This is a genomic window from Variovorax sp. J22G73, from assembly GCF_030317035.1.
Classification (GTDB): domain Bacteria; phylum Pseudomonadota; class Gammaproteobacteria; order Burkholderiales; family Burkholderiaceae_C; genus Variovorax.
Window position 1 is genome coordinate 344,907 of the sequence record NZ_JASZYK010000002.1, and the last position, 24,005, is coordinate 368,911.

Consider the following 24,005-nt stretch of genomic DNA (forward strand, 5'->3'; position numbering starts at 1 on the left):
GGAACATGACAACCGAGAAGATTCAAGCCGAAGCCGTCCTCGTGGACCCGGCGCCCTTCGAGGGCTTTGCGTTCATCGCGAGCCACGCCAACGCAACCGAAGCCATCAAAGCTGCCTTTCTGAAGGCGGCGAAGAACGTGAACGAAGACGGGCGCAACGCCGTCATGGTGCGCGTACTGATTCACGTCGAGCCCAAGGCCCTGAGCCTGGACGATGACACCCCGCTGTCCGGCGGTGTTTGCGACATGACGCCCGGCTGCGAGTCCTGCCAGTGAGTCAGGACCTCGCCGACGACGATCTGGTGTTCGACCTTGAGTCCAACGGCCTGCTGATGGAACTCGACCGTGTGTGGGTCATGTCCATCGGCAACGTCAGGACCGGCGAGGTGCTCACCTACACCGATCACGATCCGCGTTTCCCGTCGCTCGCCGACGGAATCACGCGCCTCTCACAACAAATCAAGCGCAACGAGAAGCGCAAGCGCCGCTGCCTGATCGCCCACAACGGCATCGGCTTCGACGTGAAGGCACTGCGCAAGCTTCGCCTCATCGACATTCCTCTGTGGGCCGTGTACGACACGCTCGTCATGGGGCGCCTGCGCGACCCCGAGCGCCTCGGGGGCCACAAGCTGGAGTCTTACGGCATCGAAATGGGCATCCTTAAGGGTGTCTACGACGGAGGCTGGGACGCGTACAGCGAGGACATGCGTGCCTACTGCGGCCAGGACAGCGTGGTGACCATTGCGCTGTTCGAGAAGCTCAAGGCCACTCTGGCCTGGGGCGAGAGCCTCGACCTCGAACACTGCGTCGCGTACCTCATCGACCTCCAGATGGAGAACGGCTTCCTACTGGACGTTCGCCGAGGGATGGTCGTCGCCGCTGAACTGTACGACGAGCGCCAGCGCTGCGTCGCAGAACTGCAGCAGGTCTTCCCACCGATCTATGTATCGGCTGGCACCAAGACCCCCAAGAGGCTCTGCAACTACAAGGCCACCGCTGACCGCCCGGCTTACTCGGTGGTCGGCCCGTACACGGCCATCAAGCTGCAGGAGTTCAACGCCGGCAGTGAGCACCACGTCGCGATGCGTCTGCGTCGCAAGTACGGTTGGATCGCCCCGACGACCGAGAAGGGCAACCCGAACGTAACCGAGGAAGTGCTTAAGAAGATCGGCGACTACCCTGAGGTCCAGTCACTGCTCAAGTTCGGCAAGGCGGACAAGCGTTATACGCAACTGGCCGGCCCGCCCAAGATCAAGAACGGGCGCAAGTTCGGTGGCGGCTGGCTGCACCACACGGACGACAGCAACCGTGTGCACGGCTTCGTCAACAGCAATGGCGCGGTAACGGGCCGCATGACGCACCGCATGCCGAACAGCGCAAACATCGACAAGGATGCGCGGCTGCGTGCACTGTGGGTTCCCCGCGATGGCTGGGTGCTCATGGGCTGCGACGCCGAAGGCCTGGAGCTACGCGTGCTCGCGCACTATCTGTACCCCTGGGACAAAGGCGAGTTCGCGCGGCAACTGCTGGAAGGCGACAAGACCAAGGGCACCGATGCCCACTCGATCAACCGGAGGAACACCGAACTGTTCAGCCGAGATGGCGCGAAGACCCTGATCTACGGCGCGCTTTACGGCGCAGGCGACGAGAAGGCTGGGCGCATCTGGATCGAGGACTGGCAGTCGAGCGGCAAGCCGCTGTCCGAGTGGCCCCGATGGGCGGTCGAACAGTCGAAGCGCGACCCCAGCCGCTGGCGCGTGCGTCCTGCAAAGGAAATCGGCAAGCGCGTCAAGACCCGCCTCATCGACGGTATCAAGGGCTTCGCCGAACTCAAGAAGAAGATCGCCGAGAAGGCCAAGAGCCAGGGCTACATCCGTGGCCTGGACGGCAGGCGCATCCGCATTCGCCACGCCCACGCCGCGCTGAACTCCCTGCTCCAGGGCGCCGGCGCCATCGTCATGAAGAAGGCCCTGGTCCTGCTGCACGAGGCCATCACGGCCAAGGGCTACGTCCACGGGATCGACTTCGGTTACTGCGCCAACGTCCACGACGAATGGCAGATCGAGTGCCGCACCCAGCACCTTGCCGAGGAGATCGGTGAGATGGGCAAGAGCGCGATCACCCGAGCGGGCGAACTCCTGAAATCACATTGCCGTCTCGACGGCGCATTCGACATTGGAAACAACTGGCATGAAACTCACTGACCTCCAACAGGTCGCGGCTACCGCTGCGTCCATATGGAAGAACAGCGTCATCGGGGGCGGCGCGGTGCGCGATGCGTTCCTCGGTGGCCCGATCAAGGACATCGACCTGTTCGTTGACACCCGCGACCTCAGCAACCCGCTGGGTTTCTCGTGGGACGAGCAGGTCGACATCCTCGCGAAGACGCTGGGCGGCGCGGTGTCTCTGCACGCCTTCGGCACTGCAAGTATCCCTGGTGAACAGCAGAACAATACGTACCACGTCCACTGGTCCGGCCCGGTGGTCGAGGTGTTGCCTGTGTCGCGCGACGTGATCGCCGATGCGGACGACTACGATTTCGGCATCTCGCAAGTTCAGATGACCAAGGATGGCATCCGGCGTCTCCCCGGATTCGACAAGGACCTGCGCGACAACACGATTACTTATCTCGGCGACGAGACGTGGGCTGAAGCAGGCCGCGCCCGGAGCGCATTGCGCCTCAAGCGCATCCTCGCGAAGTACCCCGACCGCACCCCGGTCAACTGCGAGGTGCTGCTGTGATCGACACGATCATTGACTGGTCAATGGCCGTCATGGCGATGGCCCTGGCCGTCCTCTGTGCCGTCGTCTGCGTCGTGATGGTCGCGGGCTGCTTCGTCGGGTGATGCGGGCCCTGCTCGACGGCGACGAGTTCATCTACAAAGCCTGCGTCAGCAAGGTTGAAGAGGTGAACTGGGACACCGGCGAATCCGAGAGCGTCCTCCCGACGCTCCGTCAGGCCAAGCGCAAGCTGGTCGATACCGTGGACTACTGGGTCCGCACCACCGAAGCGGACCAGATGGTCTTCGTGGTGTCGCCACCCGAACGCGGTCTCTTCCGACGTGGGCTGTTCCCCGGCTACAAGTCCGGGCGCAACGAGAAGCCCGAGATATACAGCGAACTCGAAGCCTGGGCCATCGACCGCTGGGACGGCAAGTGGTATCCCGGCCTGGAAGCCGACGACACCATGGGCGTCCTGGCCGGCAAGGGGACCATCATCGTCTCGTCCGACAAGGACATGAAGACGGTCCCAGGCCGTCTGGCGATCCCGAAGTCCGGCAAGTTCATGACGATCACTCAGGATCGCGCGGACCACTGGTGGATGATGCAGACGCTCATGGGCGACTCGACCGACGGCTTCGCCGGCTGCATCGGGTGCGGCCCCAAGGGCGCCGAGGAAGTTCTGCTGAACGGCACGAACATGGCCGAGTGGTGGCCTGAGGTCGAGCGCCGCTTCGAGCTGCCCAAGACCCCGAAGTACCGCGACTTCCCCCAGTCCGCCAAGGACGCGCTCACGCAAGCGCAGCTCTCACGAATCCTCCGACCGAACGAATACGACCCCAAGGGTGGCGGCGTGTTCTATCGAATCGGCAAACACGACATCTCATTCAATGCACACACACTTGCAAGGTAAGTTCCCGCTTATCGGACTGGCTGCCGCTGCGCAAAGCGGCAAGAGCACGGTGGCCGGCATGCTCGTCAAGCGCAGCGGCTACCAAGAAATCAGTTTCGCCGAGCCGATCCGCCAGTTCGTTTGCGATCTGGTCGGCATCAGGCGCGAGGAACTAGAGCCCGTAAAAGAGGACGTCATCGCCTGGGTTGGTAAGTCGCCGCGCCAGATGATGCAGTCCTTGGGCACCCAATGGGGCCGCGAATGCGTCAACCAGAACTTCTGGTGTGACCGTGTCATCGCCGAGGTCACGCGCAACCCGGGCACCCGCTACGTTATCAGCGACGTGCGCTTCGAGAACGAGGCGCGGGCCATCCGCAACGCGGGCGGCGTGATCATCCATCTGTCCCGCCCGGATGGTCGCCGCACCGTGGTCGATCACGCGAGCGAGGCCGGAATAAGGCAGGTTCCGGGTCTCGACTTTCGCATCGTCAACGACGGGACGCTGGACGATCTCGCCCAGAACGTCGCGGCGTGCCAGTACGCGATCTGGAAGAGCCGAGGACTGGAGCACTTCACGTGCTGAGTCTTCTAACCAACCGCTACGTTCTGGGCGCCCTGGGCGTTCTGGGCGTCGTGGTGGCTCTATTGGGCTACCGCAGCCATCTCATCGACATGGGCGCAGCCCAGGAAGCCCAGGCCGCCGCGACCCGTCAGGCGGTCGCTGTCGCTGCCGTGCGTGCGTCCGACGCGGCTGTGACCGCAAGCGTGACCACCGACCTCAACCAAAAACTCATCCGACAACAGGAACGACATGACCGTATTACCGATGACCTGCAGGCCGCGCTGGCTGCTTCCGATCTTCGTGCTTCTCGGCTTGACGCTCGCATTGCCGGGTTGCTCGACCACGCCGCCGGCATTCGTCCGCGAACTGCCGCCGCTTCCAGCGGAACTGGCCCAGCCGCCCGAGCGCCTCAAGGCGATCAAGCGGTCGCTGCCGCTGGCGACGCGTCAATCGCCGACCTCATTGAATCCGTAGACGCCAACTATGAGATTTGCCAACGCAATGCGACGCGCCTGGGAGCGCTGCAAAAGTGGTACTCGGATATTCGGGCGGGGCGAGAAATCGCCAACCCCTGAGAAATATCCACAAAGTGATGCCGGCCCTAACTCTAAGACTCCTAAGACTCTTGAGATAGGGACCGACGGGCTGCCCCCGGGCCTCCCCGGCTCAGAAGAAATTCGGGTTTTGGCGGCTTACCTCACCCACCTGGTTCCCGCCGAGTCCGTGCACAGCCTGATCCAGGCGCGGGACTACACGGCGGCCCACGAACTCACTGGCTACCATGAAGCGATCCTCGCGCTCCGCGACATCGCGGACAACGTGGACGCGGCCAACGGAAAGCAGGTCGCGCAAGAAGGCGGTGGTGCGTGAGTGCCGTCACTTTCTCCGTGCGATGGGCTATCCATTCGCTAGTGGCTGGACTCAGGCTGTACTGGTCCGATGCACGCTCTGTGTTCTGCACAGCGGCGGCAGCATTCGGGGCCTCGTATGGTTCGAGCCTGCTCCTCATGGAGCCACACGGTTCCACCTATGCGTCGCCCCCGCCCTTCGTGGCCGCTGGGTGACCCCGCGATCCCTACGCTTTCTCGCCGCGTCAGCGCGAGCTACTGGCGCCCTCGGCGTCTGGGCTGAACCTCTCCCCGAGCACGTACCCCTGGTGCGTCGTCTTGGGTTCACGGGGGACGGTCCCTTCTACCTCCCCCTCCATGTCCTCCAGTCCCAAGACACCGGCGCCCCCGCCGCCGCCGCAGCCGGACGCTCCGGCAGCCAAGGCGATCTTCGGCGCTGAAGACTCGCCCGTCGAGCAGGCGCAGAAGCGCACCGCGCAGCGCAGGAACCTCACGGCCTCGTACCTGACAGCCCCGACAGGCGTGGGGGTGCAGCTTTGAGACTCGCCGAGCGCTACGTCGAGCTGGCCCCTGACCGCCAGCCGTACCTAGATCGCGCCCGCGCGTGTGCTGCGCTCACCGTCCAGGCGGTGTGCCCGCCCGAGGGCCAGTCGGCCTCGAACATATTGCCGCAGACATACCAGTCCTTCGGCGCCCGTGCCACAGTCAATCTCGCGGCCAAGCTCCTGATGGCTCTCCTGCCGCCGGGGGCTTCCTCGTTCAACCTGAAGGTGCCGGCCAAGGTGCTGCTCAAACAGCAAACTATGGAGCCGCCCCCCGACGTGACTCTCGGCCTCGCCAAGTGCGAGAAGCTAGTCAACGAGAAGATCGAGACTCTCCAGTGGCGTCGCCCGACATACACCACGCTCCTTCACCTGATCGTCGCCGGCAACATGGCCGAGTACATCACGCCCACCGGGCACCTGAAGCAGTACATGCTGGAGCAGTACGTCGCCGTGCGCAACTGGGATGGCAAGGCCATCGAGGTCGTGACTGCCGAGAAGATGAAGGTCCGGGCGCTTCCCACCGACCTCCGTGACAAGACGGACAAGAAGGAAGACGCGGACTGCACGCTCTACACGCGTTTCGAGCTGATCGACGAGAACACCTATTCGGTTCAGCAGGACCTGGACAACGTTGAGGTCACGCCCCTCCAGACCTTCAACGGCCTGATGCCATGCAACGCCCTTGCCTGGGAACTCGTTCCCGGCGAGAACTATGGGCGCTCGCACTGCGAGGCGAACTACGCCGACCTGATGGCGCTCGACGCCACGACGCAGCAACTGCGTGAGGCCGGTGCGTTGGCGTCGCGCAACCTGATCTTTGTTCGGCCCAACGCGGCCGGTGGCAACCTGCGCAAGCGAATCGCCGAGGCCAGAAACGGCGCCGTGCTCTCGGGCAACGGCGGACCCAACGGGGACATCCAGCCCTTCCAGTTCAACAACGGCAGCGCGATGCAGACGATGCAGTCGCAGATTCAGGACATCCAGCGTGGGTTGGCTCAGGCCTTCCTGCTCACAGGTGACCTGCGCCGCGATGCTGAGCGCGTAACCGCCTACGAACTGCAGATGCTGGCGTCGGAAATCGAGCAAGGTCTCGGGGGCGTGTACTCCCTACTGGCGGTCGAGCTGCAGGCATGGCGCCTGAGGAAGCTCATCGCGCAGATGCAGACCCGCGAAGAACTCCCGAAGATCGGCAAGGACTCCGTGTCCATCGAGGTGACCACTGGCCTCGAAGCGCTCGGCAAAGACGCCCAGGTCAACAAGGCCCGCACCCTGTTCGGCCTGTTCAACGAGGTGCCTCAGGCATTCCAAGAGCAAGTCGCACAGCGTATCGACTTCAACAAGATCCTCACGCCCACCGTGGCCGCCGTCGGGTTCCCTGGCGCGGTCAAGGATGACGCAACCGTCGCGGCGGAGCAGGCGCAGCAGCAGCAAGCACAGATGGCGTCTGACGCCGTCAAGGGCGCCGCTGGACCCATTGCCGGCGCCATGGCCCAGAACCAACTTCAACCTCCACAATGAGCGACCCAACCCAAGCCGCACCCAGCGGCGATGCCCAGACTCCCGCAGGCACACAGACAGGCGCAGCAACTCAAGCGCCAGTCCCGGGGAGTCCCGAGCATCGTGAAGCAATGATCGCGGCCTACGACGCCCAGTTCAAAGCTCCGACCCCAGCGGCTACCCAGTCGCAGACGGCGGCCCAGCCGGCACAGGCAGCAGCAGCAGTCGACCCGAACGCCCAGGCGCCCCGGTTGACCGATGTGCCAGCCGACACAGCGAAGCCGACCGATCCCCCGAAGCCCGAAGGCCAGGGTGAGGTCAAGAGCCTTGCGGCCCTCATCGACTCCGGTGATCTCTTCAAGGGTCTCGGTGGCGAGAAGGTTCCCGACGACCTGATCACCGACCTAAAGGCCATGGGTCTTACGGACGCCCAGGTGGCCGGGCTCAACACCCGCATGGCTGCTCTTCTGAAGGCCGAGGCCACCCTCCAAACGCAGAACCTGCAGAAAGCAGCCGGTGGCGCCGACGAGTTCAACAAGCTTGTTGCGTGGGGCCAGAAAAACCTCAGCGCCGAGCAGCGCGAGTTTTACGACGCTCAGCTCAACGGCCCGAATGCGGCTGATGCCATCGCGGTCCTCAAGGCCCGCATGAACGCAGGCGCTGACCCGGCCCTGGTCAATGTGAACGGCAAGGCCGCACCCGCTGTGGCCGGCTTCCGCGACAAGACTGAGATGGTCGCCGCAATGCAAGACCCGCGCTACCAAACGTCCGAGGCGTACCGCGCCGACGTCGCTGCGAAGCTGAAGGCTTCGCGCTTCTAAACCGGGGGCCTCGGCCCTCACCCCATCGCTCTGCCTTTCGCGCCCCTTTCCCCAGGGGCCGGGCGGAGCCGTTCCTCCCCTTTGAAAGAAAGAAGACGCAATGTCTTTTGGTGATAACGGCAATCCCATTGCCTTCGGTACTGGCGCATCCGGCACGGACGACCGCGCCCTCTTCCTCAAGCAGTTCGGCGGCGAAGTGCTCACGGCCCTGACGGCCAACACCCTGACCGCCGGCAAGACGCGCGAGAAGTCCATCGGCGCCGGCAAGAGCTGGCAGTTCCCGCGTACTGGCGTGTCGGTGGCCGAGTACATCACGCGCGGTCAGGAACTCCTGGGCAACGGCTTCCTGACGGACGAAGTGACCATCACGGTCGACGCGCCCCTGACGGCCAGCCATGCCCTGTGGGACCTCGACGTGCTGATGTCGCACTTCGACGTGCGCTCGCCCATCACGACCGAAATGGGCGCTGTCCTGGGCCGCACCATCGACCAGAACGTGTTCCGTTCGGTGGCACTGGCCGCTCGTACGGCAGCCTCCTCGGCCATCCCGGGCTCGGGCGGCACGCTCATCGTGGACGCTGGCCTGACCAACGTCGACGGTACGAGCGGCAAAGCCTGGATGGACGCCATCCGCAAGGCGAAGCGTGCCCTGTACGCGAAGAACATCCCGGTGGGCGCCACGATCTACATGGTCGTGAACTACACCGTGTTCGACGCGATCAAGTACGCGACCGACGGCAACGGCAACTTCATCAACCTGAACAGCATGATCAACCTCGCTGCTGCCGGCCTGGGCTCCGCTGTGACCGAAGCGATCCGCTTCGAAGGCGTAACGATCATGCCGTCGAACCTGCTGCCCACGGCCAACGAGACCGCTGTCACCAGCGTGTACTCGAAGTACCGCGCGGACTACAGCAAGACCACGGGTCTGATGTGGCTGCAGGACGCGACGGCGACCCTGTCGCTGGTGGACGTGACGGTTGAAACCGACCGCGACGTGCGCCGCCAGGAAGACTTCATGGTCGCGAAGGTCGTGAAGGGTCACGGCACGCTCCGCAGCGAATACGCCGTGGAGTTCAAGACCGCCTAAGCGGTTCCCCAAAGAGAGGCTGACTTCATTCGAGGTCGGCCTCTTTTTTCTTCGTCTCTTTCCCAATGCTTTCTCGACTCCAAGCAATCAACCAGATGCTGGTGGCTGTCGGCGAACAGGTCATCCTCGTAGAGGTGGCCGGCGCCGGTGACTTCGCCAATGCCAGCGCCATCCTCGATGCCGAGACCACGAAGGTATTGGCAAAGGGGTGGGACTTCAACACAGACAACAAGGTCACGCTGACACCCGACGCAAGCGGCGTCATCGCCGTGCCCGCCGACGTCTTGTTCGTGGACCCCATCGATCCCCAGGTGAACTACGTGCAGCGCGGTCTCACCCTGTGGGACGCCGACAAGCAGGTCAGCACGTTCACCGCTCCCGTGGACGTCACCATGATCCGCAACTTCCCCTTCGAAGCCTGCCCGTTCAACGTACAGCGCGAGATCGTCGGACGGGCTTCCATGGCCTACCAGCGGGCGTACGTGGGCTCAGCGCAGCTCGACCAATTCGCGAAAGAAGAGCGAGCGGAGGCCGTGGCCGATGCCCGTGACGCCGAGAGCGATTCCGACGACTTCAACATCCTGAACAACGCAGACCTCTACTGGCTGCGTCGGCAGGTGATCCGACGAGGAATCTGATGGACGGACTTCTGCAACCACGCATTGGTGGTCTCTACCATGGCGTGAGCCGGCAGGCGCATCTCCAGCGCTCGCCGAGCCAAATGCAGGAGCTGGACAACTTCCTGCCCTCGGTGGACTACGCCGGCTTCCTTGACCGCCCCGGAACTCAGCTGGTTGGTGCGCTGTCGAGCCTGAACTACGCCGCGACAGGCCACCACTTCTTCCGCACCTCTGACGGCCAGCGCTGGGTTCTTCTGCGGCGCGTCGAGTACGGGACCATTGAGGTGCGAAACGCTGACACCGGCGCCCTGGCGACTCTGACGGTGGGCGCATACGCGACCAACTACATCGCGAACGCTACGGCTTCCTTGCGCTTCCTGACGATCAGCGACACCACGCTGATCCTGAACACCGACGTGGCCGTGACGCCTCAGTTCGTTGCCGCCCCAGCGCTTACAACGGCCTACCTCGTAGTCAAGAAGGTCTCGACAGCAGCCCAGACGTTCTCGGCTACCTGCGCTTCGGGTGTCGCTACTTGGGCGCTCCCGGCGAATTCCAACGTAACCCGCGACTTCGTGGCTCTCGGCTTGGCGAACAACATCGCCGCCAACATGCCCGGCATCTCGTCCTTCCGCGTCGCGGGCAATGTCATCCGAGTGACCGGCTCCGCTGCGCTCATCGCGAGCTTCATGTACTCCAACGACTGGGACGAAACCGCTTCGCTACTTATCAAAGGCAGCGTCTCCGCCATTACCGATCTGCCTCCGCAGTTCGAGGGCGGCGTCCCGATCAAGGTGGACCTGGGCCAGGGCGATACAAAGTCAACCTACTACGTCCAGTACGATCCGGCACGCAATGCCTGGGTTGAGTCGACCTACCTGCCCACACTGAGCGCCACCTCCGGCTCTTGGTATCCCGGCGCCATGCCCATGCGGCTGCACCAGACCACGGCCAACGGCTTCGAGCTGGTGCCTTGCGACTGGGTGGCCCGGAAGGTTGGCGACGACGACAGCAACCCATGGGCAGGCTTCGCCAACCAGCGCATTTCCGCGATGGCGCAATGGAAGGGGCGCCTCTGGTTCGCGTCCAACGACGCGATCTACTCCAGCCAAGCGGACGACCTGTTCAACTTCTGGCGAGAGTCCGCGCGGGAAGTTCTGCCGGCTGACCCTGTGACGCTGCCGATTGAAACGCAGGACGTCGCGAACATCGAATGGCTGATGGGCTTCCGGTCGAAGCTGATGGTCTTGTGCGACAACGCACAGCTTGAGGTGCCCGGCGACAAGGCCGTGACCCCAACCGATGCAGTGATCGGCGTGGCGACGCGCTATCAGCTCGACGGCGACTGCGAACCCGACGTGATCGGCGACGCGCTTTACTACGCCGGCCCGATGGCTGGGCGCTCAGCGCTTTGGGAGTACCAGTACGAGCAGGCCACAGACAACAACACGGCGACCGACTTGGGCAAGCATGTGCCGGGCTACGTGCCCGGTCACGTGCGTCGAATCCGTGGCGCGTCCCAATCGGGGCGCGTGTACCTCTGGGCTGATGGTGACCCCTCGCGCCTGTACATGCAGACCTCGTACTGGAAGGACCAAGAGCGAGCACAGAATGCATGGTCTAAGCTGACCTTCGCGGGCGTGGACTCGATCCTCTCCCACTGGGTCTACGAAGACACGCTGTACATCGCCGGCATCGGTCATAGCCAGCTAGTGCTGCTCCGCGTGAAGATTGAGGCTGGCCTCGGCGAGGACATGGTGGCCGACAAGCGGCTGGACTTCGCCACCCCGGTCCAGGTCTCGTGGAATGTCGCCCGGCAACGCAGTGAGGTCATCTACCCCGCCGGGTACAGCCAAGTGCCCAACCTGATCGTCCTGATCGACGAGGGTGATGGCTGGTATCGCGAGTACTCCCTGACCACGGTCTGGGACGGGCAGCAATGGCTCGGCCACTTCCCGCAGAAGCCCAATAGCACCAGCGGCTTCATCGGCTTGCGCTATGCCCGCACGGCTACGTTCTCACCGTTCTACCCCTCGGTAGACGAGAAGACGACGCCCCTCGGACGGTTACAGGTCAATCGCGTGGTCGTTGACGCCATGGTCTCCTGCGACTTCGTGGCGACCGTCACTCGACCAGACCGCATTCCGATGGTCACAGCGGTTTCGCCGCGCATGGTTGACTCCGTCCCCGTGCCGCAGATCGCCAAAGACGTGAGCTTCAGCGTGCCCTTCAACTCGAAGGGTGACGTGGGCTCTCTGACCCTCACCACGACCAGCACAGGCCCTCTGTGCGTCACCGGCCTAACCCTGGAAGGTCGGTACACCAACGCACGCAAATGATCTTACGAACCCCTACCGCCTCCGATACTCACAACATCGAGACGCACCTGCGACCCGATGACCGACACGAGCTTGCCCTGTCGGGCGGGACCGTACGGGAGGCGGTAGGGCTCTCCGCGATCACCGAGACCGTCTGCACAAACAGCGGCCTCCCTCTCGCCTTGTGGGGCGTCCGCGACTGCGGGGATCACGGCTCCATCTGGATGCTGTGCTCCCATGAAGTCGAGCGCCACCCTATCCAATTTCTTCGCGCCTGCGCACCGCTCGTGACCCGAGCGCATGAGCGTTGGCCGCTTCTTCTCTGCGCCCCTTGGCGCGGCAACGCGCTCCACCTACGGTGGCTGCACTGGCTCGGCTTCGTCCCATTGGTCGGGATGCAGATGCCGGAACTCATCCCCCACTACCATGTGCTTTCCCCTCCTGATCCCCTTGCTGACGCTGGCAGTGTCAGCAGCCGGCGCCTACGCTCAGAAGCAATCAAGTGACAAAGCGGTAATCGCACAGGCCGAGGCCCAGAACGCGAATACCGCTGAGGGTTACCGCGTCGCGCAAGAGCAGTCCCGTGCCGCCGCAGCGCAGGCCTTCGAACAGCAAACGGACCGCGCCCGCAAGGCGACCCAGCAGGTGTCGATGGCTCGTGTGCTTGCCGCACAGGGTGGCCCCTCGCTGGCTGCCAACGCCATCAACATCACCGCCGGTGCGGCGGACGACTTCTCGCGCATTGACGCAGGCCTGACCAACCAGCAAGCCACGGCACGCGACAAGATGGCTGCGCTGCAGACAAACAACCAGTCGCAGCTTGCCGTCGACGAGGCAATGCTCGGCGCCAACCAGACCAAGTTCTTTTCACAGGTCGGCGCCGCCGCCGTGAGCGCTGGCGCTGGCGCGTACAGCAAGTCCCTGGCCGTTGACTCGGCCAAGAATTTCACGTCCGACTACGACCTGTCGAAGTACGGCGTCAACACCAACGGTCGCGCCCCGACCGACAGAGACTGGTAATGGACGGCAACAACCAACGACAACGCTCCTACCGCCCGGACACCCCGGGCACCATGGACATCTCGACGGCAGCCTCGGTGAACACGGCGAGCTACCAAGCCACCGGAGCTCACGTCGAGTCTGCGGCCCCTGCGCTAGACGCCGTGGGCAACGCCCTGAACTCGTTCTTCGGCGCGGCGGCGAACAGCGTCGATCAGGTCGGCAACGCCCTGCACCGCCAGGAGCTGGTCCAGATCGACCGCGAGAACCAGGCCATGGCGAAGCAGGCCGTGGTCGACCAGAAGACTGGGCAGGTTATGAATCCCCAGCTCGCCACCCGGCAGGCCTATGCAGGCGCGTACCAGACCTCGGCGGCGGACACGCACGCCTTCGAGATGACCGAGGGCCTGCGCAAGGCTTTCCGCGACATGCCGCGCGACGGCACGCAGGACCCCGAGGCTGTAGCCACGCAGTTCTTCAAGCAGAACTACCAGAACACTGGCGACAAGGACTACGACTCCCGCGTCCTCTACAGCTACACGAAACAGGCCGAGGCCCTCGTGTCCCAGGGCAATGCCCAGCGTGCCCAGGATCAGGAAGAAACCGCGACGCACACCATCGTGAGCGACGGCATCCGCCAGATTCGCAGCGAGGGCGGGGTCACCCCAGGCCAATTCGCGGACCTCACCGCCCGTGTCCAGACCGTGACGCATGGCGACCTGAAGAAGGCCGATGCGATCATCGGCTCGTTCATGGGCAACGTGGAAAACCAGACGCAAGCGCTGTCCGCTGATAAGGCGCTCACCGACAGCGGATGGGCCGACCGGAACCCCGATCAGTATCTGAAGATCAAGCAGCAGCACCTGTTGCAGGTCAACAAGATCAAGACCGAAGAGGCCATGAACCTTGTTTCGTCCTGGCAGCAAAAGCTCGCAGTGGTCGCAGGGAACCCCCTGGCCCGCCCGAGCGACGTGGCGAATCTCCTTACCGAGGCACGCGCCATCGACACCGTGCACGGCACGGGCACCGAGCCCTTTCGAGCCGCCTGGACGCTGATGGAGCACCTGTCGAAGAAGCAGGCCGGCGCCAACCTGTACTCCGCCGCTGTCAACGGGACCTTCCAAGGGCAGAACGATGGCATCGGGTACGGCGTGCGGGCCGGTGAATCACCCGAAGCGACCACGAAAAAATTCATGGACGCGGGCTTGATCGACGTGGTGACGAACTCTGCCGGAGGGGCGTTCCCGAGCACCCGTGCAACCTTGGGCGCCCGTGGCTACATCGACCCCATGGACAGCGACGGCACCGCCCAGGAAATGGCAGCGTGGGTCGGGGGTGCCTTGCACCGCAAGGCTGCGCCATTCGGTCAGTCGAAATCCTTCACCGACCTGACCACTGGCGCCCTTATGGGCACCGACCTGAACAAGGCCGCCCGCGCGTATCGCTACTTCGAGCAGATCGAGAAGTCCCCCTATGTGGGCCAGGACCAGATCGGGCTGTACTTCGGTGACAACAAGCAGGCACAGGACCGATACAACTACCTGAAGCTCAAGGCTGGCGGAGGCCAGGACATCAACACGGTGCTCCAGGCCGCGAAGGACAACCCCGAGGCCGCCAAGCGGCTCTCCGACGCCGCAAGCGACGGGCGGTGGGACTTCGCCAAGCTCACCGGGCAAGCCTCGGACAAGCGTGCCCAGGCCGAGAAGGATGTACGCGACGCGCTCGGGTCTACGCTCGCGGGGAGCATGGGGCGCGACGGCTGGTTCACCGGCAAGGTGAGTCTGCAGGACAAGGACATGAACCCGCTGCTCGCCCGAGTGGCCGACAACCTTGCGCTCCAGGCTGCTATCAACGGCGGCAAGGCCGACGTGAAAGACGCGGTGAAGACTGTGATGGCCGGCGCCGCTGGCAACTACATCCCGGTACCCGGCATCAATGGCAACTTCGTGGCCGTCCCTGATCCCTTCAACGGTTCGGGCCGGTCCTTCGACCACCCGCTGAACGCGGACCCGAGCCACGTCTACTCCACGGCCAAGGGCTTCCCGCCGATCTTCGCTGGCTTCCAGATGAAGAACGCGCTGGACAAGGTCGAGGACCCCATCAAGAACGCCCGTGCGTCGATGGACAGCATCGCAAAGCGCTTCCCCTACGTGGGCAACGGCGCGGACGACCTGTGGACCGAGAAGCCGGACAGCGGCGGCGCAATGCGTCTGATGCGCAAGGACGGCACTGCGGTGCAGTTCATGCCCGGCCAGGACTACCGCATGGTCTCGGGCGACTCGACGGTCAACAAGCCGCTGGCCCCAGGCTTTGGCGCCCTTTCAGCCGGCGACGTTGACGTGGCTTCGCTGGTCGCGACCAGCCCAGTGACAACCGCCGAGAAGGTCCCGACCGACGAAGCGCAAGCCAAGGCGTGGTTCGCAAAGAACTTGCCCAAGGGCTACATCGCGACCCACGATGGCACTTACGACCCAGTCAGCAGCCAGAACGGCTGGCAGGTCAAGCAGGTGTTCACGGTGGACGGCGACGCGCGGACGAAGGCCGACGCACTCGCCAAGGAACGCGCCGACTTCCAGAGGCGGCAGAGCGAACGCAATGCAGCCACAGCGGCCAACGCGGGCGCTCAGTACCTGCAGCAGCGCTACCACACGAACGAAATCACGAAGTGAACACGCCTGACCCCATCCACGCCAGCGACGTGATGGATCAAGCCCTGGCAGCCCAGATCGACAAGATGACGGCGCAGGGTACGACCCAGACCGACGCGTGGCGCCGCAGTGCCGAGTACCGCCCCGCAGGGGGCTGGGACATGGACTCCATCAACTCCTTCATGCGAGACAACGCAGCAGTGACACAACCTTTCCAAGGCGCCAAGACCGTCTCGGGCAACTGGATCGATCAGACCAAGAGCTATCTCGGGGCCGAAGGCTTCGTGGGCTCGGTCTACAAGGACCCCAAGGGCTACCGGACCATCGGTCGCGGCTGGAACCTGGACGCCCACTCGGACGCTGAGAGCCGGGCCGCGTTTGCGCAGGCCGGCATCAGCGATTACGACGCGATCATCAGTGGCAAGCGCAGCATGACTGTGGCCGAGGGCGACCAACTCCGGGACGTCGCGATCTACGGCTACAACAAGCTGCTCGACCAGCTCATCACCGTGCCGCTCGAAGACTACCAGCGTGCCCCGCTGGTCTCGATGATCTACAACTTCGGCCAGAAGGGCCTGAAGAACACGGGCATCCCCGACGCGATCAATCGCGGCGAGGACCCGCACAAGATCGCCGAGATGATCGCCAACGCTGGCAGCGTCCGAGACAAGGCCATCAAGGGCCTACCCCTGCGCCGCCGCGTCGAAGCCGACGGCTACCTCGGCCTCCTTCTTCGCAACTCGAAACCAACCCAGATCGCAAGTGCAGCGCCCGCTGACACCGGCGCGGCCACGGGCGACATGAGCCTCGGCTTCGTGAACGCCCAAGACCGCAACTGATCCCCCAGGAACCGTATGGACCAACAGCAACTCGCCGCATCCACTGCGGTTCCCCTCTCAAACTCCGTCTCCGCCCAGGAACTCCCTGCGGCCCCAATGCTCACGGCGCCGCCAAGCGCCACCTACAACGTCCACAGCCTCACGGACCCCGCCGCTGCGCACATCCACGACCCGGATGCGCTTGACGTGGCGAAGGCCACATGGACGACCCAGACCATCCTCGGCCAAGGCGTGCTCTCAGCGGCAGTCCATGCGGACGCTGACCCGCACGAGCCGCTCTATGACCCAGCCTTCAACCCCTACGCCTATGCGCAGAAGGCCGGCTACGAAGATCTGAGCACCGAGCTGGCGAACGGCTGGTTCCGCGATGCGCAGACGCAGCAGCAGTTCGACCGGCTGGCTCAGATTGCTCGCTGGAACAAGGACGCCCGCACGACCGTTGAGGCCGGCGAAGGCGGCAGCTTCGCACTCAACATGGTCGCGTCGATGATGGACATCACGCTACTCGCCTCGGGCGGCGCCGCTCTGAACAGCCTCAAGGCCGGCTCACTGCTGGCCCGAGTCGGCAAGGGCGCAGCCATTGGCCTCGCCGACTCCGCCGCGCAAGAGGCCGTCCTGCGCTCCAGTGACGTGACCCGCACGAACGAGGAATCGTTCATGAACATCGGGTCCTCCATAGCTCTCGGAGCAACCGTGGGCGGCATCTTCAAGAGCGTGCACCCGGACTCCCCGCTGAACCCCGGAAACCCCAACAACCCGCTGAAGCCCGAGAACCTCGACAAGGTTGCTTTGAACGAGCACCTGCCCGGCCAGCTCCCCGAGGAAGGCACGCGCGTCACGAACCAGAACGACAGCATCGGCGCGGCCCGGGTCGACCCCGACCGCCCCCGCGTTACTGATGAAGACCTGAAGATCGCCAAGCGTCGCGGCATCACAGGCTGGCTAGCCGACAAGATGTCGTGGGTCGGCTCGACCCCGCTCGCCCGGCTCCAGAACTACTCCGGCCCCGGTAGCGCGGCCATGTTCCGGCTGTACGACACGGGCGGCGTGATGAGCGAGGCAATGGCCCACGGCATCGGCCAGGGTGTCGAAGCCGAGACCCTGCGCACCATCGCGCAGCAGCAGATCGCGCACGCCCAAGGGAGTGTCAAGAGCGCGTTCGACGAGACCAACAAGGCGCTCGGCGCCAGCGGCCTGGGCAATGCAGCAGCTACGGCTGGGCGAGTGCTGACGCTGGGCGCCGTGGACCGGGCACAGGTAACGCAGAAGACCTTCTTCGGGGCGATGGCTGACCGGCTCGCTGGTTTGAAGACCAAGGACTCCGGCGCCACCGACCGCATCCTGGCATCGCTGCAGTCGCAGGGCCACACGCCCGAGCAGGCCCAGACCATCCTGGCTGGGGTCGACAAGGCAGTGGCCCACCAGACGAAGTTCTACAACGACTTCTGGGACCGCGCCGTGAAGATGGGGGCCGCCGATCCGCGCCTGAGCGTGGACGGCGAGTACGGTGGGCCTACCCTGTTCAACAAGAAGGCCATCGACCGGAACCCCATGGCGTTCCAAAGCGTGGTGCTGCAGCAGATTCACAACCGTCCGATGGACGAATGGCTGATCGAGCGCGGTCACATCGAGGACCCGAACGCCCCGCCGCCTGTAAAGGTCGACGGCAGGCCGGCGCCCGAGCCGAAGCCCAAGTCGTGGAAGGAAATCACCGAGGGCAAGGACACCGCCAAGCGCTTGGAGATTCTCCGGGAGTGGACCGGCTCCCAAGAGCTGGACCGCCAGATCGCGCTGGAGCACGCGCACGCCGGTGCCCTAAAGGATCAGGCCGACGCCATGGACCGCGCAAAGGACGTGCTGAGCGACTTCAAGGCCTTCAACAAAGACCTGAAGAAGCTCAACGCCAAGGCCCTGAAGGCCGAAGGCGCAGCCATCGAGTCCGGCATCCATGTGCGCAACCTCGCGTCCACCACGCGGGCCGCAGAGGCCGCCGAGGCCAAGGTGAACGCCATCTTGGCGCGGCACCCGGACCCTGTGGGTCTCGCTGACGACGTGAAGGCGTCGATGGAAGCGAACGGCCACCGACTCGACGCCCACGGCGCCCGCGCCCGGCAGACCGAGGCCAACCTCGGCGACGCCAAGGACGTGGTGGATTTCCTGCGCGGCGAGAAGAACGCCATGGAGGCCCCTCACGGCCCCACAGAGACGGGACAAGCACTGCCCGAGACCTCGCCCCTGGGTTCGAGCCGAAGCACGCTCAATCAGGAGCTGCGCGAAGCCTACGCCGACCTGAAGAAGGCGCGGGCTGAGCACGAGCAAGCGATGGCGGACTTCAACGCCACGGCCAATGAGATGCGCAACAGCGCGGACTGGAAGGCTGCTGTCGAGAAGGACGCCGCTGCGCTCGCTAAGCACGACCCTGAAGGCAAGCTGGCTCCAGGCCTACGCGACCGCCTAACTGGTGACCAGGACCGCCTGGAGGTCCTTAAGGCTCACCTCGACGAGGTACGCGTCGCCCGTGCCCGTGCAATCTCGCTGGCCCGCATGCTCCGCAAGGAGGTCACAGCGGCCAAGCGCGAGGTCGACGGGGCTTCGTGGGAAGTCCGCAAAAAGGCCTGGGCGTTATCCAAGGACGCCAAGCGCTCACCCGCCGCCCAGTACGCCGAGAAGCTGACGAACCACCTCCGGGGTGACGACCGCGCTCCTGGCGGGATGCTGATGGACAACCAGCCCACCTCGGGACGGCTAAAGGAACGCCAGTTCGATTGGACTCCCGACAACTACCGCGCCCTCATGGACGGCCAGTTCGTCGAGACCGACCCCATCCACATGCTGGACCGCTACGGTTCCGACATGGGCGGCACCCTCGCTTTGCACCAAGCCTTCGATGGCCGCGCCAAGGGCGACGTGATGGCCGAGGTGGGCCGGCACTATGACGAGCTGATCGGCGCCGCCAAGAGCGACAAGGAGCGGGCCCGTCTCGCAGCCACGCGCAGGGCCAACCTCGAAGACATCGAGGGCGGATACCGGCGCATCGCGGGTCATCAAGATGCGAAGGACGACAACGGGGTCGTGTGGGCGGCTGAGAAGCTGAAGCACGTCTCACTGCTGCGCTATCAAGGCGGCTTCATCCTGGGAGCCCTGGGCGACCTTGCGACTGCCGGGTTTGCTGCGCCGGGCTCTGTGCTCCGGTCGCTGTCCCTGAAGGGCGCCCGCGACTTCACTGAAATCCTAAAGATGGCGAAGGCCGGGCACGAGGGTGCGCAAGAGCTGGAATGGATCATGGGCTCTATGGAGCACGCGGCCCACATGCAGTTCTCCGAGCGTGCTTTGGGCAACGGTAGCGGTCGCGACACCCTCGGCTTCGGCGATGGGCTGACGCGGACGTTGACCGGCAACATCGACCGGGCGCTGACCGGCGCCAGCGACGCGATCAACAAGGTGACCCTGCTCAAGGGCTATTCGGACATGGTGCGTCGCACCGCTGGCTTTGTGCAGCTCAACAACCTACGCAAGTGGGTCGGTGAGTACGCGGGCCTCGCAGTCGGACGCAAGGCCGACCTCGCGAAGATCGGGATTGGCGAGTGGGAAGCCAAGCAACTCGCCCGCCTATTCGACAAACACGGCGAGACCAGTGAGCGCGGCCTATTCATCCCGAACGCCAGCAAGTGGCTCCAAGAGCCGCATGGCAGCGAGATGGCTGACGTACTCCAGGCCGCCCTGGTCAAGACGCAGAAGCGTGCCAGCTACACCAGTGGCTTCGGTAACGCCCCACTGCTGATGGACAGGTGGTACGGCAAGATGTTCTTGCAGTTCCAGAGCTACGCGTTCCAGTTCGGCAACAACTTCATTCGCGCTGGTCTTCAGCACGGCGCCGTCACCGGTGACCACATGAAGTTCGCTCAGGCCATGGGAATCGCAATGGCTGCGGGGCTGATGACTACGGTGATCCAGTCGTACAAGAAGGACGGCCCGGACGGCGTGAAGAAGCTGTCGGACAACAAGGCGGCCTGGGGCTACCAGATCGTTCAGCGCTCCGGCCTTCTCGGCTGGACGGGCTCCTACGCTGACGCCGGGGTGAAGGTGCTGAACCCGATGCTTCAACAAACGACGGGCATCAGCATCGACAACGGCTCCGGGAAGTTCAGCCAAAACAGCGCCCTCGCAAATGCTGCCGGCCCATGGTTCGGTCAGCTTCAGGACGTGTCCGACATGGTTGGCGCGTCCGCCCGTGGCGACAAAGACGCCCTTCGCCGCAAGGCCCGTGTCCTCGTGCCTCTGTCTCAGCAGACCCGTCTGTTGACCTGGGCGCTCGGGGGCAATCCCAACCAGTAAGGCGACGTAGGTCGCCGTTCTCCATGACGACGATCTACCAACCTTTCGTGAGCTACGAGGGCGACGGCGCAACCACGCGCTTCGTCTTCAACTTCCCGTACCTCTCCCGCTCTGACGTAATGGTCACGCGGGACGAGGCACCGGCCCTCTTCAAGTTTGTCGACGACCACACTCTCGACATCCACACTCTCTTCGGAGAGCCTCTCCCTGACGGCGAGAAGATCAAGATCTTCCGCCAGACTCCTGACCTCGACGCATTCGCCGAGTTCAAAGACGCCTCGCTGATGACGGCGGCGGACCTGAACCGGGCGCGGCTGCAGGTCTTGTACCTCATCCAAGAGCGTAGCGGCGGCATCGCCGGCTCGGTGTCCTCAGTGGTCTCAACGATCACCAACGAAATCGAGACCCTCTCGGGTGCACTGGACTCCCTGAGCTACTCGCAGGGCTTGCTGACCGCCGGCCTGCAGACCATCGGGGCCCTCACCTCGGGGCTCTCCGACGTGCAGGACGCACAGGCAGCCGTCCAGCAGCTCATCAACGACACCATCGCCGGCTTCGATGCCACGACGGGGACACTGACCACGCGCCTCGATCAGGTTGAGAGTAAGCAAAACAACCTGCAGGCAGCGGTCTCTTCGCAGATCGCAACGCTCGTCGGCAACGACATGGCAATGTCTTCGCGCATCGACTCGGTGGTCGCAGAGCTTGACGGTCCTGGCCTGGAAGACCTGACGCACGCCGCAATCATCACCTCGGCCATCGCCGAGGCAAATTCGCATGTGGCCCAGGCTAAGGACATTCTGACGGTAAAGGCCCAGATCAATGACGCGACTGCGTTGATCCAAGTTGAGCGCGATGCTCGCGTGAACGCTGATGGTGCGCTAGCCCAGCAGATCACGGCGTTGCAGACTCAGATCGGCGAGAACATCGCGCAGGTCATCGAAGACATGCAGACGTCCATCGATACCGTGGACGGCAAAGTGACAGGCCTGAGCGCCCAGTACACCCTGAAGGCCGCCGTGCAGCGGGCTGACGGCAAGCCGGTCATGGCTTCGATTGGCCTCGCTGCGACCGACAACGACGACATGTCCGGCTCGGAGATTGTGATGATGGCCAACCGGCTGGTCTTCGCTGACTCCAGCGCCCCCAACGGCGCACTGAAGCCGATGTTCGTTGCCGGCAACGTAGACGGATCTCCAACGTTCGTGATTCCTGCGAACGTCATGGGCGACAAGACCTACCCTGGCCGGCTTCTTGTGGATGGTGCCGTCGAGGCGCGAGCCATCGCCGCAGACGCTGTGACCGCCGACAAGATCAAGGCGGGCTCTGTGACTGTCGAGAAGCTCGACGTCACGGGCGGGACCAACCGCGCGTGGAACTCGGAGTTCATCGAGCAGGCGAACAACCTACCTCGGCAGTGGAACATCGGGGGGAATACGCTGGGTTGGTGTGCGTACGCAATGAACCTGTCCTCGTGGACGGTCGCGGCGGGCAACACCCACTACATCCGACAGTCGGCAACCGACGGTGTGACCGACATCGCGTCGAAGAGCGCCTACATGCTGTCTGACCCGATCCCAGTGACCGGTGGGGAGCGCTACGAATACTCGGCTTACGTGGGCGTGCATCGATGCTCCGCCGACATCAACCTGTATTTGTATGCGTCCGATGGGACGTTCATCACATCCGCACCACTGGTGGCCGGGCAGACCGATGCGCAGGCCGCAGAGAGCTTCCAGGGAGGCGTGCTGCTGACGGGGTACAAGCGCATTGGAGGGTTCATCTTGCCCCCGGCTGGCGCCGCGACCGCGCGGCTCATTCTCCGCAAGTCCTCCCACGCCACCGGCCAGACCGACAGCTACCTGTTCTGGACCAAGCCGTTCGTAGCGCCGTGCAACCCAAACCAGACGCGCTTCAGCCCGTACAACGTCTCGGGTCTTGGCACATACATCACCCCGGCTGGCATCAGCACGCCGAGCATCTCAGCGCTCTCGGCGAACTTTGGGACCTTCGTGACCGGCAACCCCGCTGGCCTCCGCACGGTCATTACCGGATCACAGACGCTGGTCTACGACGAGAACAACCGCCTTCGCGTTCGCATGGGGGTCTGGTAATGCCCGCAGGTTTGCAAGTGTGGGACGCCAACGGCGTTCTCACGTTCGACACGAACTTCCGCGTGGCCCGGCAGCTCGGGGTTGTCCAACCGGGCATCGGGCAATCGGTCTACACAGACGGACGGCTAACCACCGGCATCCCCTGGGCGTTCTACGTTTTCGACGGATCGAACTTCCAGTTCGGCGACTACGACGTCGTGCCTCAGTCCACCGCGCCACGAATTGAATTCTCAGGTTCACAGATGATCGTCACACGTTCCGCACCGCCGCCTTACGGGCAGACCAACACCTGCTCCGTGTACTTTGGAGTCCGCTGATGACAGCAGGCCTTGAAGTCTACGGGGACGATGGGCACGTCCAGATCGACGGCTCGACCCCTCACGTCACGCTGCTTCGCAAGCAGACCATCGTGACCGGCGTGAACAACTACGACACGCACATGAACACGGCCTTGGGGAGCATCACTGTCTACCCCGGTGAAATCCTGGCCTTCCGACCGCAAGGTGGGAACTGGGCCGCAGTGTTGGGCCGCAACGGCAATCAGGTGACGTTCATCTGTACCAACGGGTTCGTCGGCATCGACTGCTGGATCTTTTCCCAACACCAGCCCTCGGGGCTCAACTACGGCCTGCAGGTGTTCGATGGAAACCAGTCCCTGATCTACGACACGGGGCGGCCGATCATGAACATCCTGGGATCGCACGACGGTACTGGCGGTCCGACTTACTGGGCCAACAACAACGTCGCGGTGATCCCGTGGCAGACCTACAGCGCCACCGAGAGATTCATCCAGTACACGAACGTCGGCCCCAACCCCGACTTCATGGCGTTCATCTCGCAAACGATGGGCGTCGTGCAGGTCTCTGGGAACAGCGTGACCACGCAGAACCAGGTCGTGGCGACCAACGCCACCGGCCCCTTCTCCCAGGCCGACATCTTCCCAAGCAACTGGCCGTATTCAGGCAACAACGGGACCGACAACCGCTACATGGTCGTCGGCCTCGACAACATCCCCTAACCCATGGCAACTCTCTGGTATCGAACCGGGACCATCGCGCTGACCAAAGGGTCGAACGTGGTCTCGGGTGCGGGCTCATTGTTCACAACGAACGTGAAGCTCGGCGACATGTTCATCGGACCGCTGATGGACATGTACG

20 protein-coding genes are annotated in these 24,005 nt (G+C 64.0%); all 20 read left to right on the forward strand.

All coding sequences use genetic code 11. The annotated features are described in order from the left end of the window. Positions 1-5: 5 nt before the first annotated feature. Positions 6-275 (forward strand): hypothetical protein, encoded by a 270-nt coding sequence (locus QTI51_RS09515; protein ID WP_286515921.1) that lies wholly within the window; start codon positions 6-8, stop codon positions 273-275. Further along, a complete protein-coding gene (locus tag QTI51_RS09520; protein ID WP_286515920.1) occupies positions 272-2,203 on the forward strand; it encodes a DNA polymerase in 1,932 nt (643 codons plus the stop codon). The genes QTI51_RS09515 and QTI51_RS09520 overlap by 4 nt, the downstream gene beginning before the upstream one ends. Next, positions 2,190-2,741, forward strand: coding sequence for a tRNA nucleotidyltransferase/poly(A) polymerase family protein (locus QTI51_RS09525; protein ID WP_286515919.1), 552 nt, complete (start codon positions 2,190-2,192; stop codon positions 2,739-2,741). The genes QTI51_RS09520 and QTI51_RS09525 overlap by 14 nt, the downstream gene beginning before the upstream one ends. Before the next feature lie 103 nt (positions 2,742-2,844). Next, entirely contained in the window at positions 2,845-3,633 is a 789-nt protein-coding gene (locus tag QTI51_RS09530) for a hypothetical protein (RefSeq protein ID WP_286515918.1), read from the forward strand. After that, entirely contained in the window at positions 3,623-4,195 is a 573-nt protein-coding gene (locus QTI51_RS09535) for a deoxynucleotide monophosphate kinase family protein (protein ID WP_286515917.1), read from the forward strand. The genes QTI51_RS09530 and QTI51_RS09535 overlap by 11 nt, the downstream gene beginning before the upstream one ends. Further along, entirely contained in the window at positions 4,189-4,749 is a 561-nt protein-coding gene (locus QTI51_RS09540) for a hypothetical protein (RefSeq protein WP_286515916.1), read from the forward strand. Before QTI51_RS09535 ends, QTI51_RS09540 begins: the two co-directional genes overlap by 7 nt. Positions 4,750-4,858: 109 nt before the next feature. Beyond that, positions 4,859-5,044, forward strand: a complete 186-nt coding sequence (locus tag QTI51_RS09545; protein ID WP_286515915.1) for a hypothetical protein — start codon at positions 4,859-4,861, stop codon at positions 5,042-5,044. Between the two features lie 335 nt (positions 5,045-5,379). After that, on the forward strand, positions 5,380-5,562 hold the full coding sequence (locus tag QTI51_RS09550) for a hypothetical protein (RefSeq protein WP_286515914.1): 183 nt from the start codon (positions 5,380-5,382) through the stop codon (positions 5,560-5,562). Beyond that, complete coding sequence (locus QTI51_RS09555) at positions 5,559-7,085, forward strand: portal protein (protein ID WP_286515913.1); 1,527 nt, start codon at positions 5,559-5,561, stop codon at positions 7,083-7,085. Before QTI51_RS09550 ends, QTI51_RS09555 begins: the two co-directional genes overlap by 4 nt. Positions 7,086-7,195: 110 nt before the next feature. Beyond that, on the forward strand, positions 7,196-7,885 hold the full coding sequence (locus QTI51_RS09560) for a capsid assembly protein (RefSeq protein ID WP_286515912.1): 690 nt from the start codon (positions 7,196-7,198) through the stop codon (positions 7,883-7,885). 100 nt (positions 7,886-7,985) lie between these two features. After that, positions 7,986-8,975, forward strand: coding sequence for a major capsid protein (locus QTI51_RS09565; protein ID WP_286515911.1), 990 nt, complete (start codon positions 7,986-7,988; stop codon positions 8,973-8,975). A gap of 65 nt (positions 8,976-9,040) precedes the next feature. Next, positions 9,041-9,613, forward strand: coding sequence for a phage tail tubular protein A (locus QTI51_RS09570; protein WP_286515910.1), 573 nt, complete (start codon positions 9,041-9,043; stop codon positions 9,611-9,613). Then, positions 9,613-11,934 carry a phage nozzle protein gene (locus QTI51_RS09575; RefSeq protein ID WP_286515909.1) on the forward strand — a complete coding sequence of 774 codons (2,322 nt, stop codon included), beginning with the start codon at positions 9,613-9,615 and terminating at the stop codon, positions 11,932-11,934. Before QTI51_RS09570 ends, QTI51_RS09575 begins: the two co-directional genes overlap by 1 nt. Positions 11,935-12,339: 405 nt before the next feature. Beyond that, positions 12,340-12,933, forward strand: coding sequence for a virion core protein, T7 gp14 family (locus tag QTI51_RS09580; protein ID WP_503011492.1), 594 nt, complete (start codon positions 12,340-12,342; stop codon positions 12,931-12,933). Then, positions 12,933-15,581 (forward strand): hypothetical protein, encoded by a 2,649-nt coding sequence (locus QTI51_RS09585; RefSeq protein WP_286515907.1) that lies wholly within the window; start codon positions 12,933-12,935, stop codon positions 15,579-15,581. Before QTI51_RS09580 ends, QTI51_RS09585 begins: the two co-directional genes overlap by 1 nt. After that, positions 15,578-16,399 carry a glycoside hydrolase family protein gene (locus QTI51_RS09590; RefSeq protein ID WP_286515906.1) on the forward strand — a complete coding sequence of 274 codons (822 nt, stop codon included), beginning with the start codon at positions 15,578-15,580 and terminating at the stop codon, positions 16,397-16,399. Before QTI51_RS09585 ends, QTI51_RS09590 begins: the two co-directional genes overlap by 4 nt. Before the next feature lie 15 nt (positions 16,400-16,414). Next, positions 16,415-20,734 carry a hypothetical protein gene (locus tag QTI51_RS09595; RefSeq protein ID WP_286515905.1) on the forward strand — a complete coding sequence of 1,440 codons (4,320 nt, stop codon included), beginning with the start codon at positions 16,415-16,417 and terminating at the stop codon, positions 20,732-20,734. A 23-nt stretch (positions 20,735-20,757) separates the two neighbouring features. After that, on the forward strand, positions 20,758-22,848 hold the full coding sequence (locus tag QTI51_RS09600) for a phage tail fiber domain-containing protein (protein ID WP_286515904.1): 2,091 nt from the start codon (positions 20,758-20,760) through the stop codon (positions 22,846-22,848). After that, positions 22,848-23,165, forward strand: a complete 318-nt coding sequence (locus tag QTI51_RS09605; protein ID WP_286547601.1) for a hypothetical protein — start codon at positions 22,848-22,850, stop codon at positions 23,163-23,165. Before QTI51_RS09600 ends, QTI51_RS09605 begins: the two co-directional genes overlap by 1 nt. Next, positions 23,165-23,866, forward strand: a complete 702-nt coding sequence (locus QTI51_RS09610; protein ID WP_286515902.1) for a hypothetical protein — start codon at positions 23,165-23,167, stop codon at positions 23,864-23,866. The genes QTI51_RS09605 and QTI51_RS09610 overlap by 1 nt, the downstream gene beginning before the upstream one ends. The last annotated feature ends 139 nt before the right edge of the window (positions 23,867-24,005 follow it).